This window comes from Mesorhizobium sp. P3_A9 (genome assembly GCF_056402975.1).
In genome coordinates this window covers 1-12,144 of record NZ_JBFUGJ010000177.1, presented here as the reverse complement: position 1 = coordinate 12,144, position 12,144 = coordinate 1, and the positions used below count along the sequence as shown (strand labels likewise).

Sequence of the window (12,144 nt, the reverse complement as noted above, 5' to 3'; positions counted from 1 at the left end):
CCGCGGCCGCTGGAACTGGTCGCTCATCCGGCGCGGCCTCGACGGCCTGAACCGCGCCATGACCCTGACATCGACACCCGGTCCCTATCTCCTGCAGGCGATGATCGCCGCCTGCCATAGCCGCGCGGCAACAGCCGCCGACACCGACTGGATCGCGATATCGGCCTATTATCAGGCCCTGGCCTTGGCGGCCCCGTCGCCCATCGTCGAAATCAACCGGGCGGTGGCCGTCGGCATGGCCTTTGGACCGGCGCAGGGCCTCGCCATCGTCGAAGCGCTGAAGGACGAACCGCGCCTGAAGGACTCGCATCTCTTACCCACGGTGCGCGGCGATCTTCTGGAGAAATTGGGGCGACCAGTGGAAGCCCGCGCCGCGTTCCGCCAGGCCGCCGGATTGACCGGCAATGACAGGGAGCGCGCCCTGCTGCTCGCCCGCGCGGGTGACCAGATCACCCGCCGATAACGTCGGTCTCAGTGAGCGTCCGGTGGTGGCGCCTTCGGTGCGACATTGCGCAGGAACGGCACCATAGCGGTGGCGATGACGAAGGCGGCCATGATCACCAGGAACGCATCGGCATAAGCCATGGTCGACGCTTCGCGATAGGCCAGCGCCCACAACTGCTTCAATGAGGCGGTATGACCATCCGCGACCGCGCCGGGCAGTTGCCCATAGCGAAGCGCGACATTGTCGACGAGCCGCATGGCGGCCTCGTTCTGAGGCGTCAGGTGCGAGGCAATCGTCAAGAAATGGAAGTTGGTGCGGTCGTTCAGGATCGCGCCGCAAATGGCGATGCCGACCGCGCCGCCGAGATTGCGCATCGTGTTGAACAGGCCGCTGGCATATTTCAGCCGTTCGGGCGGCAGGCTGCCGAGGCCGAGATTGACGCTCGGCGCCACCGCAAAGACCTGCGGGAAGCCGCGGAACAGTTGCGGGATCAGGAGCTCGGCCGCACCCCACTGGCTGGTGATGGCGCTAAAACTCCACATCGACGCGCCGAAGGATGCCAGGCCGAACATCATCAGCCAGCGCGTGTCGAAGCGCTTGGCGAGAAAGATGTAGACGGGCACGCCGACCATCGAGGCGACGCCGGTGGAAAACACCGCCACGCCGGTCTGGAAGGCGTCGTAGCCCCTGACATAGCCGAGGAACAGCGGCGTCAGATAAATCGTGGCGAAGATGCCGATGCCGGTGACGAAGGAGAGAAAGCAACCAATGGCGAAATTGCGGTTGCCGAAGGCGCGGAAATCGACCACCGGCTGCGCATAGGTCAGGCTGCGGATGATGAACAGAACCATGGTAACGCTGGCAACGATGGCGCCGTTGCGGATCGTTGCATCGTCGAACCAGTTCCAGCGCGTACCCTCCTCCAGAACGTACTCCGCCGTGCCGAGACTGACGGCCATCAGAACCATGCCGGTATAGTCGGCGCCCTTCAGCAGCGACGGATCGGCTTTGTCGATCTTGACCAGAGCCGCGACGAGGATGGTGATGATGGTGCCGGGAACGACGTTGACATAGAACAGCCAATGCCAGCTCAGCGTATCGGTGATCCAGCCGCCGATGACGGGGCCGAGCGTCGGCGCGATCGAAGCGATGCTGCCGACCACAGCCGCCGCATAGACCCGCCTCGGTCCCTGGAAATAGTGGAACGACGAGGTGAAGACGGTTGGGATCATCGACGCGCCGAGCAGCCCTTGCAGCGCGCGGAACACGATCATGCTTTCGATGCTCCAGGCGAAGCCGCACAGCATGCTGGCCAGCGTGAAGCCGGCCGCCGAGAAGGTGAACAGCCAGCGTGTCGAAAACACCCGGGTGAGCCAGCCCGACAGCGGGATGACGATGATTTCGGCCACCAGATAAGACGTCTGCACCCAGCCGATCTGGTCTTGTGCCGCCGACAGGCCGCCGCCAATGTCCTGCAGCGAGGAGGCGACGATCTGGATGTCGAGCAGCGCGATGAACATCCCCACGCACATCACCATGAACGGCAGAATGCTGACGAAGAAGGATTGCGGGCGCTCTAACATGGCGTCCTCAGCGCGACGCGGTATCGACGGTCACGACGGTGGAGAGGCCCGGCCGCAGCGCGACCTTGCGCGCCTGATCCGGGTCGATGGTGATGCGGACAGGAACGCGCTGGACGATCTTGGTGAAATTGCCGGTGGCGTTCTGTGCCGGGATGACGCTGAAGATCGCCCCTGTTGCCGGTCCGAGGCTGGTGACATGGCCCTTGAGCGGCTGGTCGGGCGCGATGTCGCTATAGACCGTCGCCGCCTGGCCATCGGCCATGCTGCGCAGTTGATCCTCCTTGAAATTGGCGTCGACCCACAGCCCGCTCTCCGGAACGATCGTCAAGAGATAGCTGCCCGGCGAGACATAAGTGCCGACCTGCGCCAGCCGGTTGCCGACGAGGCCGTCGATCGGAGCGCGGATCTGCGTGAAGCCGAGCTCAAGCTCAGCCATGTCGAGATCGGCCTTGGCGGCCAAAACCGCGGCGGTGGCTTCCGCGATCTGCGTGTTGAGCACATCGAGCTGTTGCCTCGCCGCGGCAAGCCCGGCGCGGGAGGCGGCGACAGATGCCTTGGCCTGGCTATCGGCGGCAAGACTTCTCTGCGCATCCTGTTGCGTACCGGCCTTGGTGCTGGCCAGCACCGCGTAGCGTTGAGCGTCCTGCGTGGTGAAAGTGGCGGCAGCGCTCTTGGCATCGAGATCGGCCCCGGCCTGTTCGATCAGCGAATTCTGCAGCGAGACCTGGGCGTGAAGATTGTCGAGCGCCGACTGCTGCTGCTGGACGGAAGCCTGCGCACGCTCCACCGCCGCCTTGAACGGCCGGTCGTCGATGCGGATGATCAGCTGGCCGGCGGCGACATGCTGGTTGTCCTCGACGAGGATCTGGTCGATATGCCCGGCGACGCGTGGCGCCAGCGGCGTGACGTTGCCGCCGACATAGGCATCGTCGGTCGAGACGAGGAAGCGGCCGGCCTGCCACCACTGAGAGCCATACCAGCCGGCAATGCCGATCGCGATCGCGGCGCCCAGCAAGACGAACGGCTTGCGGCGCTTTTTAACGGGCGCGGGAATCTGAACGACCGAAGGCTGCGCCGGCTGCAACTCGGCAGCGGAAAGAACCTTGTTCATTGGCCCCGCGCCTCATTCGACCTGTGCTCGATCACGGTGTTGTCGACGAGCGGAAAGCCTGAGCCTTCGCTGCTGAAGCGATAGCGCTGCCGCATGCGGTCGGTGGCCTTGGGTGCCGTCGCCATGGTGAAGCCTTCGCTGTCGAGCTCCTTGCCGGTCTGGCGATCGACCAGCACCGGCTCGGCCCAACGCCCGTCAGCCTTGTCCACCACCACCAGGCTCGGGCCTTCGGGGGCGAGATGCTTGTTGCCCCAGGCGAGCAGGGAAAGCAGCACCGGGCGGAAATCGCGCGCCTTGGCGGTCAGCACATATTCATGACGAAGCGGCCGCTCGCAGTAGGCGCGCTTTTCAAAAAGGCCGCGCTCGACCAGACTGTTCAGCYGCCGCGTCAGAATGTTGGGCGCGATCTCCAGGCTCTTTTGAAACTGGTCGAAGCGCGTCAGCCCCTGGAATGCGTCCCGCAGCAACAGGATGCTCCACCACTCGCCGACATCGTCGAGGCTGCGCGCGATGGGGCACGGGCGTGTTTCGAAGCTTGTTTTGGCAACCATGATCGGAGTCTCTTTCAAAATGAAAGTGACTCATAGCCATGTTGGTTGCATTATGCAAGTCACTCGAGTGTGATCGTGGATCGAGTGCGGATTTGAAGATATGATATAGAGCCCAAGCGATGCGGGCCGGCACCAAAGCCGGCCCATATGCCACAAGCGGTCTTCCGTTGCAGAGCTTCGCTGGCGCCCGCTAGTCAAGCACCACCACGGCTTCCACCTCGAACAGCATCGGGTCGATGGCAAGCTTGGGAACCGGCACCAGTGTCTGCGCCGGCAGCGCCTCGCCGAACATCTCCTTGACGTTGCTGGTCAGCACTTCGAGCTTGGACATGTCGTGGTCGACGACGAAGACCGTGAGCTTGGCGACCTGATCGGGTTTYGCGCCGATCCCCTCGAGTGCTGAGCGCAAATTCGCATAGGCCTGTTTCACCTGGACGGCGAAGTCGGGCGACAAGCCTCCCGTACTGTCCTGGCCGCCCTGCCCGGAAATATAGGCCACCCGGGCTCCCGGCGGCGTGACCACCGCCGTGCTGTAACCGTTCGGCGACGGGTCGTAGAGGGTCCGAGGGTTGACGATGGTCAATTCATTGGCTGTTGCCGCAGTGGTCATGATGATTAGTCCTCCGATAAGCAGATGCTTGATTGCGCGTGACATGATTTCTCTCGGGCTTCGCGGCCTGCCAGCGACGTCCTCGAAGCCGGCATGATTGAGCTTTAATCCTACTTCTAGTACAACGTACTATACGGTGCACGAGTCATCCTATAGTACGTCGTACGAGTCAACCGTTCAGGATCGACATTCCTGACGGTGCCTGCCAAAACTGAGGTTCCTACCAGCGAGGAAGACGGGATGGCAGCCAAGCGCAGCGGCGCTCGTAGCAAACGGTCTCAACGGATAAGCCAGCCGGTGCAGGAGCCATCAGGTGAACCGCCTCTGTCGCGCGAGCGTATCGTGGCGACTGCGGTCGACCTTTTGGACGCTCAAGGGCTCGACGGATTGACCATGCGCCGGCTGGCCGACCGCCTCGGCTCAGGCGTGATGAGCCTGTATTGGCACGTCGACAGCAAGGAAGATGTCTTTGATCTGGCGCTCGATGCGGTGCTCGACTATCGCGGACCGCCTGAAATGATCGAGCCTCAAAACTGGCGCGCGGAAATCGTTCATATGCTTGAAGACTGGCGCGCCGGCATGCTGCGCCATCCCTGGTCGGCATCCTTGTTGCCGCGCCGGGCGCTCGGTCCGAACGTCCTCGGCCGCCTTGAATTCATGAGCAAGACCTTGTCCCGGGCCGGTGTCGCGGACGCGGATGTGAACGCCGCTATATGGTCGCTCTGGAACTATGTGATGGGCGCCACCATCACCCGCGCGAGCTTCGATCTCTCGGACGACGACAGGGCCGCCGCGCAGCAGCGCCTGGCCAGCGAACGCTACCCGACCATCGAACGCTCTCGCCTGCTGTTGGACAATGATTGGGATGGCACCTTCCGCAAAGGCCTCGACTTCCTGCTCGATGGCCTCTCTCGGAGGTAGCGCCGTCAAGGCATCAGCACGACCTTACCGGTCGAGCGGCGCTCGTCGAGCAGCCGGTGCGCCTCGCCTGCCTGGTCGAGCGGAAACCGGCCGCCGATCGCGACCCGCAGCCGGCCGCTCGCCGCCAGCTGGAACAGCTCCGACAGGCTGGTTTTCAGCACGTCAGGGGAAAGCAGCGGCAGCAGCGCGAACCCTCTGAGCGACTGGTTGCGGCCGATCATGGCTTCCAGATCGGAAGCCGCGAGCCCATAGCGGCCGAGCGCCGCAAACACCAGCTCGCCGCCGGACGCAAGAGCCTGCAGCGATGCCCCCGTCAAAGCGCCGCCGACCGTGTCGTAGATGATGTCGACACCGGCGCCGTCCGTGACGTCGCGGACGCGGGCGGGCCAATCCGGGTTGGTGTAATCGACGGCCGCATCGGCGCCGAAGGACAGGGCAAGATCGAGCTTGGCCTTACCGCCGGCAGCCGCGATCACCTTGGCCGTGCCCTTTAACTTCGTAAGCTGGATAAGCAGCGATCCGACACCACCGGCCGCGGCCGGCACCAGCACCGTCCGGCCCTCACACGGGCTCTGGCGCAGCAGATGCAGCGCTGTCAGCCCCTGCACCATCAGCGCCGTCGCCTCTTCGAATAAGATTTCATCCGGCAACGGCACGGCGAGATCGGCTGATATCGTCACCTGCTCGGAATAGCCACCATGAGGACGCTGCGAGGCAAACAGCGGTGCCGCGACACGTCTCCCCAGCAGCGCCGCATCCACCCCTTGGCCGACGGCTTCGACGACGCCCGCCACTTCCACGCCGGGGAACATCGGCAGCTGTGGCGTCACTGCATAACGGTCCGCGCGCATCAGCACCTCGAAGAAGTTGATGCCGGCAGCGCGGACGCGGATCAGCACCTCGCCGGCCTGCGGCACGGGCGCCGGCACGTTGACGACCTCAAGAACCTCGGGGCCGCCGAAGCGGCTGAATTGAACGGCTTTCATTGGCAAACTCCGATCGCACTGGCATCAGCCGTGCTTTGCCACTATCTGCGAGGCCTCGACTACACACTCATTTGTCCCCTGCTGACCACGAGGTGACCATGGCCGGTCCTGCCAGGAAAATGCCGATCAAGAGGCTGCCGATGCTGCCGGCGGAACGTGCGCTCAAGGTGATCGCCGGGCGCTGGAAGGCGGTCATCCTGTACCATCTGTTCGATGGTCCCCGGCGGCTGACGACGCTCAAGGCAATGGTTCCGGGCATCACTCAGAAAGTGCTGATCCAGCAGCTGCGCGAGATGGAAGAGCACGGCCTTGTCAGCCGCGAGATCTTCGCAGAAGTGCCGGCGCGCGTCGAATATTCGGCGACCAGCCTCGGCCTCAGCCTCGAGCCGATCCTGCTGGCGCTCTGCCAATGGGGCCAGCACCACGCCGATGAACTGGACGAGAAGCATCGTCTCGCCGACTGCATCATCCGGCCACGGCAGGCACAGCACGCACAATTGGCTTAGATCGAATTGACAGGGCGGGTTGCCGACGCCGGCTGTCCGTCTCAGACTGTCTAAAAAAACGGATCGGCAAATGCACCGCAAAGCTTCGGGTGAACTCTATCAGACCTACACTCTTGGTGACCTACGCATCACCGCCTTGCGCGATGGCTATGTCGACATGCCGGTCAGGCGGCTTCGGCAAAACGGCGACAAGCCTTTTGGCGATGATTTGCCGGCACAAGTCCCGCTGTTTGGCGGTCAACTCAGGCTCTCCGTCAACGCCTTTGCGATTGACGATGGGAATGAGATAACGCTGATCGATACCGGCTCCTCGAATGCCTGGCACCCCACCATGGGCCGGCTTCCCCAGGCGCTGGACGAAGCCGGCATCGATGTCGGACGAATCCACTCGGTCTGCTTCACCCATACGCATCTCGACCACATTCATGGCCTTGTGCTTGCCGACGGCCGGGACGCTTTCCCGCGCCTGGCGCGCCTGCTCGTTCCCAGCGAAGAACTCGGCCTTTTTCGCGCCGAAGCGCGGCTCGAGCGGTTTCACGGCATGGCGGAGCCATTCGAAGCCGGAGACCATTTCGGGGCACATGTCGACATTATCGGCGCTCATGGCCATGAAGTGGGTCACAGCTGCTTTCGCGTTTCGAGCGGCAGCGAACGCATTTTGATCTGGGGCGATACCGTTCACTGCCCATCGCTTCAGTTCGACCGGCCTGAGGTGACATGGGAATTCGACACGGATCAGGACCAGGCGCACCAAAGCCGGTTGCGGCTGCTGGCGCTTGCGGCGGACGACAATCATTTCGTTGCCGGCGCGCATCTGGACTCGCCCGGCATTGGCCGTGTTATCAGGTCCGGCGGCAGCTTTCGATTTGAGCCGCTATAACGAGAAAGGGCGGCGCAAGCGCCGCCCCGACCGGCGCTACCGTCAACCGATCTGAATGCGGCGTGTCACGTGTCCGTTGCTCTCCCAGTAGGTGTGTTTTTTGGCGATCCACGGATCACTCATCGCCGGCTGGATATTGCCGCTCGTATCGATCGCGCGCGAGGTGACGGTGTGCTCTCCGGCAGAAGGCTTGGGCCAGTCGAGAGACCACATCTTCCAGGCAAACTCCGCCTCCTCTGTATGGTCGATGGTCGCCGGCAACCACGGCCCATCGTCGATCTTCACCTCGACCCGGTCGACCGGCGCGCCCCAGGCGGCTCCGACGATGCAGTAGTTGCTGCCGACCTGAGTGACCCGGGCCGGTGCCGATTTGAGGCGCGCCCGTCCGACGGAGGTTTCCACCCATACGGTCTCGCCGTTGTGGTCTTCCTCACGGAGCGTGACGTAGTCGCGTCCCATGAACCGGTTCTCGAAGCGCTGGTCGCGCACGTCGATGCGCTTGAGCCATTTCGCGTTGGCGACCCCGTACCAGCCCGGCGCCACCAGCCGCAGCGGGAAACCGTTGTCGGGCGGCAAGGGAGCGCCGTTCATCTCGTAGCAAAGGATGTTTTTTGGATCCATGGCTTCGGCAAGCGACATGCTGCGAGCGAAATTTTGCTTGAACTTGACGTCGTCGGCCCGCTTGATCTCGCCTTCGTCGGCACCCCAGAAGACAACCTCGATGCCGCTGTCGAGGACCCCGGCTTCCTTCAGGATCGGTGCGAGCGGTGTGCCCGCCCAGCGCGCATTGCCGATGCCGCCGTTGAAAAACGGAAGGCCAGTGTTGCCCGAGCATTCAATCGTGAACGTAACCTCTTGGCGCGGACGGGCCTTGATGTCGGCAAGCGTCAGGGCCATCGGCTTTTTGACCATGCCATGGATTTCGAGCTTCCACGTGCTTTCGTCGATGACGGGTCGGTTGAAGTGCGCGATTGAAAAGAATTTGTCGTTGGGCGTTACCCAGGAATCGAGATCCTCCCAGGCGAGCTGGTTCTTGATGACCTCCGGAACAGGGTTCGGCGGTAGCTTGTCGAGCCATTCGACGACTTTCTCGCCGGGCCGTGTCGGAAAAGCGTAAGCACGCGAAGCATGGAGAGCCGCGATTGCGGCAACGGCCACGCTTCCCTGGATAAGTTCTCTGCGTTGAAGATGAGGCATGCTGTTTCCCTCCCAGTTGGTCCGGAACGGGCTGCAGCGTGCTATTTGGGCCGTAGCCTGATCTCGGACAGGCGCACAAAGGAACGACTGCCACCCGGAAATATCCGGATGGGTCATGCGGTCAGCGACGCGTCTCAAGCATGTAAGGCACTGGACGAAACTCTAGCTTGGGTTTCGTGCTTGAAGAGTGCGCCCTGAAAAAGGATGTGTCCACAACTTGGACGGGATATGTTGACCTTGCGGCCGATTTCCGTCCCGTCGCAGCTCGCGACCCGCTTCTGGCGCGACGCGTTCGCTCCGATGATGTCCGGTCTAGCTAGGGGGCACCAAAGCCTCTCACCGCCCGTCCTTGGTCTTGCCCATAGGCGTTCGGGGCTGGTCTCGGGCGTATGGATCAGCCCGTGCGGGATTGCCATTATTTTAGCCTAGGCGCATATTGATCCGGCAGGCGGTCCTTTACTCGCGGCGCCTATGACATCGTTATCAATGCTGAGGTGCCGGACCAGGCCGCTGGGATGGGCATAGCCCTAGCGGAACGGCCGTGCTCGCGGCTGCCAATAGGGCTGCCAGCGTTTACAAGCCCGCCGGCTGATTGGACTAACCGTACATTGAAGGCAGCACGGTACCGGAGGACGGACAAGCGTGCGGAGGCTCCTGACAGGCCTGTTGGCCGCGATGCTGGTGGCGTCGGCAGGACGATGCTGGTCCAAGGACAAGCAACCTTACAAGCCGATTGCCGAAGAAGCAGTGAGAACGGCCAGTGCCCGGCTGTATTCCGACATTCTGAAGCAAGAATGCCTGCAAGGACGACGGTATCTCAGAAGCCAAATCGAGAGCGGCTTCAGAAGGCACTTCGAGGAAACGAGACTGACGTTGGTGCAAGAAGGGTACACAATTGTGCCCAATGCGACAAAGAACAATTCATCTTGGTCTCTCTCGCAGATGGCATTTGACGCCAAACGGCGACTGGCTCTCCCGCCCCAATTCGGCTGTTTTGAAGCATACTGGCTCCATGACAATCCGGATTGGTAGCGGCTGCTGGGCTACCGGCCACAAGCGGTTTCACACAATTGAAAAGGGCGGCGCATGCGCCGCCCCATATCCCTTGGGAGGATAATCTCAAAAGGCGATCAGGCCGCCTTGATTTCCTCGTCCACCACGTCGGCATCGCGGGCCTTCTTCAGCGCCTTGGCCCACCAGGCGACGTCGTTGACCAGCGCCGTGGCGGCCTGGTTCAGATGCTCGAGATCCTCAAGCTTCTTCTCGCCCTGGCGAACGGCGAGGAAGTCGCCCCAGGCGATATGGACGGCCGACTTGACCGGCGCCATCTGCAACTCGACGGCATGGAGGCGGAGCTGCTCCACGGCGCGGGCACCGCCGACGCTGCCATAACCGACGAAGCCGGCCGGCTTCTTGTTCCATTCGTTGGCGGCGTAGTCGATGGCGTTCTTCAGCACGGCCGTCGGGCCGTGATTGTATTCAGCCGCGGTGAAGATGAAGCCGTCGAACTCGGCGACCTTTTTCTGCCAGCGCTGCGCCACTTCGTTGGTCGACGGTACCCAGGCGGAGGACGCAACCTCGTCGAAGAAGGGCAGCGGGAAATCACGCAGGTCGACGACCTCGACTTCGATGTCGGCATGCGACTTGGCGATCTTGGCAATCCATTGGGTGGGCACATCGGCGAAGCGCGCGGCGCGCGTCGAACCGACGATGATGGCGATTTTCGGCTTTGACATGGGGGCTCTCCATTCCAGTAAAAAGCTGGTATCATTTGGATACCGGCGCTATATGAGATACCGCGATCCGCCGACGCAAGGAGGCACTTTTTTGTTACCGAGGCACCCGCACCGCACCGAAGACTGCCGCGCCATTTCGGAAATCCTGCAGCGCGTCGGCGATAAATGGACCGTGCTTGTGGTCGGGAAGCTTGGCGACGGACCGCTGCGTTTCAACGAGCTGCGCGCCGCYGTCGGCGGCATYTCGCAGAAGATGCTGACCACCACYTTGCGMGGGCTGGAACGCGACGGCTTCGTCACCCGCACCGTGTTTCCAACCATCCCGCCGCGCGTCGATTACGAGCTGACCGAACTCGGACATGAGTTGCTGATACCGGTCGGCGCACTCGGCGAATGGGCGCGCAAGAACACCACGCGCGTCAAGGCGGCACGCGAGAAATTTGACGGCATGCACGCCTGAAACCTTTGCGCTGCAAGGTGTCAGGAGTTTCGCGGTTGAGCGAAATTGGCTGACGGCAGGGAATTTGTGGCTCTTAAAACGTAGCCTGGCAACTTTGTCTTATTGCGCTCGAGGACGACCACGCACGCGCTGATTTGACCACGACACTCGCAGACCAAAGGCAGTCCTTCAGCTTTTCGGCGCCGGGCTCCCGCAAGGCGCCGGGCTGCAGGGCGCGCATGTCGCGGCCGGCTGGCGGGCGCCCTTGTTGCCTTGCAGGCAAGTGGTGTTCGGAAGGTCGTTTTTGACTTCGGCATAGGCAGTCACGCCGAGCAGGCAAACCACTGCGACAAGGGCTGCCACCAGCCAGCTGTTCAGTATGTGTTGACGCATTGTCTCCCCCTCCAACGCCGGCACAATCGGGCGTGAGGGCAACCACTGGATGTCGCGAAACGCATCGCTCGCATCAGCGGTGTAACAATTGTCCCATATTGGGAGAACGGCAGAACGGGTTTTCGTCAACCCTCGGCCGGAACGGCCTTCGGCTTGCCCTCGCCATCCAGCGCCACCATGACGAAATCGGCGTGGGYGACCTTTTCCATCAGGTCGGAGAGATAGCGCTGCGCCCAGGCCTCGACCTTGAGCGTCATCGAGGTGCGGCCGACGCGTTCGACATGGGTGTAGATGCACAGCGTGTCGCCGATCTTCATCGGCTTGGCGAAGGACATCTCCTTGACCGCGGCCGTCACCACGCGGCCCCTGGCGCGCTCGGCGGCGCGGATGCCGCAGGCAAGGTCCATCTGCGCCATCACCCAGCCGCCGAAAATGTCGCCGGCGGCATTGGCGTCCGAAGGCATGGCCAGCGTGCGCAGCGTCAGGTCTCCGATCGGCCGTCCTTCCGCGTACTGCACCATGCGAGAAAATCCCCTGAGGTCGGCGGCTTGAGATCGATTGCCCTCGATCCCGTAGCGTCACGGCGCGGACGCGTCAACGCGGCAAAGCTTCGCCTTGCCGCTAGAAGTAGCGCGCGAGGTTCGAGCGGATGCGATCGAGAACGGTATCCCCGGAAACGTCGGGAACGAATGCCTTGCCCGTGATCGCCTCGTAAGCCTGGGCATAGATGCGCGAGGCCTGCTCGACGATCTCGTCCGGAATCCTGGGGATCGGATCCTTGTAGGG

General features: G+C 62.7%; 14 protein-coding genes and 1 pseudogene. 5 read left to right on the top strand and 10 right to left on the bottom strand.

Annotation, left to right across the window (positions count from 1 at the left end):
- Nucleotides 1–463, top strand: a 463-nt coding sequence (locus AC1DX0_RS21750; RefSeq protein ID WP_477356811.1) for an RNA polymerase sigma factor, incomplete at its 5' end; no start/stop codon positions are given.
- A gap of 8 nt (nucleotides 464–471) precedes the next feature.
- Here the strand turns inward: AC1DX0_RS21750 and AC1DX0_RS21745 are convergent.
- The 4 genes from AC1DX0_RS21745 to AC1DX0_RS21730 form a co-directional block, all read right to left on the bottom strand.
- The gene (locus AC1DX0_RS21745) at nucleotides 472–2,028 is read right to left on the bottom strand and encodes a DHA2 family efflux MFS transporter permease subunit (RefSeq protein WP_477223544.1); all 1,557 of its coding nucleotides are present in this window, start codon (nucleotides 2,026–2,028) and stop codon (nucleotides 472–474) included.
- 7 nt (nucleotides 2,029–2,035) lie between these two features.
- Complete coding sequence (locus AC1DX0_RS21740) at nucleotides 2,036–3,139, bottom strand: HlyD family secretion protein (protein WP_477223545.1); 1,104 nt, start codon at nucleotides 3,137–3,139, stop codon at nucleotides 2,036–2,038.
- On the bottom strand, nucleotides 3,136–3,690 hold the full coding sequence (locus tag AC1DX0_RS21735; RefSeq protein WP_477356809.1) for a winged helix-turn-helix transcriptional regulator: 555 nt from the start codon (nucleotides 3,688–3,690) through the stop codon (nucleotides 3,136–3,138). The genes AC1DX0_RS21740 and AC1DX0_RS21735 overlap by 4 nt, the downstream gene beginning before the upstream one ends.
- A gap of 190 nt (nucleotides 3,691–3,880) precedes the next feature.
- Nucleotides 3,881–4,345, bottom strand: coding sequence for a RidA family protein (locus AC1DX0_RS21730; RefSeq protein ID WP_477223547.1), 465 nt, complete (start codon nucleotides 4,343–4,345; stop codon nucleotides 3,881–3,883).
- Nucleotides 4,346–4,540: 195 nt separating this feature from the next.
- Between AC1DX0_RS21730 and AC1DX0_RS21725 the strand changes: the two genes are divergently transcribed.
- Nucleotides 4,541–5,221 (top strand): TetR/AcrR family transcriptional regulator, encoded by a 681-nt coding sequence (locus AC1DX0_RS21725; protein WP_477223548.1) that lies wholly within the window; start codon nucleotides 4,541–4,543, stop codon nucleotides 5,219–5,221.
- A 5-nt stretch (nucleotides 5,222–5,226) separates the two neighbouring features.
- On the opposite strand, the gene AC1DX0_RS21720 is transcribed toward AC1DX0_RS21725, so the two are convergent.
- On the bottom strand, nucleotides 5,227–6,207 hold the full coding sequence (locus tag AC1DX0_RS21720) for a quinone oxidoreductase family protein (protein ID WP_477223549.1): 981 nt from the start codon (nucleotides 6,205–6,207) through the stop codon (nucleotides 5,227–5,229).
- A 35-nt stretch (nucleotides 6,208–6,242) separates the two neighbouring features.
- On the opposite strand from AC1DX0_RS21720, the gene AC1DX0_RS21715 reads away from it, so the two are divergent.
- Complete coding sequence (locus AC1DX0_RS21715) at nucleotides 6,243–6,713, top strand: winged helix-turn-helix transcriptional regulator (RefSeq protein WP_477223550.1); 471 nt, start codon at nucleotides 6,243–6,245, stop codon at nucleotides 6,711–6,713.
- Nucleotides 6,714–6,783: 70 nt separating this feature from the next.
- Nucleotides 6,784–7,593 carry an MBL fold metallo-hydrolase gene (locus AC1DX0_RS21710; RefSeq protein ID WP_477356807.1) on the top strand — a complete coding sequence of 270 codons (810 nt, stop codon included), beginning with the start codon at nucleotides 6,784–6,786 and terminating at the stop codon, nucleotides 7,591–7,593.
- Between the two features lie 42 nt (nucleotides 7,594–7,635).
- Here AC1DX0_RS21710 and AC1DX0_RS21705 read toward each other — a convergent pair whose 3' ends face one another.
- Together AC1DX0_RS21705 and AC1DX0_RS21700 are read right to left on the bottom strand one after the other, a co-directional pair.
- On the bottom strand, nucleotides 7,636–8,790 hold the full coding sequence (locus AC1DX0_RS21705) for a sulfite oxidase (RefSeq protein ID WP_477223582.1): 1,155 nt from the start codon (nucleotides 8,788–8,790) through the stop codon (nucleotides 7,636–7,638).
- A gap of 1,130 nt (nucleotides 8,791–9,920) precedes the next feature.
- Nucleotides 9,921–10,526: an NADPH-dependent FMN reductase gene (locus tag AC1DX0_RS21700; protein ID WP_477223551.1), complete on the bottom strand. Its 606-nt coding sequence runs from the start codon at nucleotides 10,524–10,526 to the stop codon at nucleotides 9,921–9,923.
- Between the two features lie 91 nt (nucleotides 10,527–10,617).
- On the opposite strand from AC1DX0_RS21700, the gene AC1DX0_RS21695 reads away from it, so the two are divergent.
- Nucleotides 10,618–10,986 carry a winged helix-turn-helix transcriptional regulator gene (locus AC1DX0_RS21695; RefSeq protein WP_477223552.1) on the top strand — a complete coding sequence of 123 codons (369 nt, stop codon included), beginning with the start codon at nucleotides 10,618–10,620 and terminating at the stop codon, nucleotides 10,984–10,986.
- Nucleotides 10,987–11,154: 168 nt separating this feature from the next.
- On the opposite strand, the gene AC1DX0_RS21690 is transcribed toward AC1DX0_RS21695, so the two are convergent.
- The 3 genes and pseudogenes from AC1DX0_RS21690 to AC1DX0_RS21680 form a co-directional block, all read right to left on the bottom strand.
- A complete protein-coding gene (locus AC1DX0_RS21690) occupies nucleotides 11,155–11,358 on the bottom strand; it encodes a hypothetical protein (RefSeq protein WP_477223553.1) in 204 nt (67 codons plus the stop codon).
- Between the two features lie 125 nt (nucleotides 11,359–11,483).
- Entirely contained in the window at nucleotides 11,484–11,879 is a 396-nt protein-coding gene (locus AC1DX0_RS21685) for an acyl-CoA thioesterase (protein WP_477356805.1), read from the bottom strand.
- Nucleotides 11,880–11,979: 100 nt separating this feature from the next.
- Nucleotides 11,980–12,144, bottom strand: a pseudogene (locus AC1DX0_RS21680) (phosphoribosylaminoimidazolesuccinocarboxamide synthase); the annotation flags it as partial.

Excerpts from the sequence above, each read along its gene's own strand:
- AC1DX0_RS21700 (WP_477223551.1), bottom strand. The coding sequence starts at position 10,526 with ATGTCAAAGCCGAAAATCGCCATCATCGTCGGTTCGACGCGCGCCGCG.
- AC1DX0_RS21690 (WP_477223553.1), bottom strand. The coding sequence starts at position 11,358 with ATGCGTCAACACATACTGAACAGCTGGCTGGTGGCAGCCCTTGTCGCA.
- AC1DX0_RS21740 (WP_477223545.1), bottom strand. The coding sequence starts at position 3,139 with ATGAACAAGGTTCTTTCCGCTGCCGAGTTGCAGCCGGCGCAGCCTTCG.
- AC1DX0_RS21710 (WP_477356807.1), top strand. The coding sequence starts at position 6,784 with ATGCACCGCAAAGCTTCGGGTGAACTCTATCAGACCTACACTCTTGGT.
- AC1DX0_RS21725 (WP_477223548.1), top strand. The coding sequence starts at position 4,541 with ATGGCAGCCAAGCGCAGCGGCGCTCGTAGCAAACGGTCTCAACGGATA.
- AC1DX0_RS21720 (WP_477223549.1), bottom strand. The coding sequence starts at position 6,207 with ATGAAAGCCGTTCAATTCAGCCGCTTCGGCGGCCCCGAGGTTCTTGAG.
- AC1DX0_RS21745 (WP_477223544.1), bottom strand. The coding sequence starts at position 2,028 with ATGTTAGAGCGCCCGCAATCCTTCTTCGTCAGCATTCTGCCGTTCATG.
- AC1DX0_RS21705 (WP_477223582.1), bottom strand. The coding sequence starts at position 8,790 with ATGCCTCATCTTCAACGCAGAGAACTTATCCAGGGAAGCGTGGCCGTT.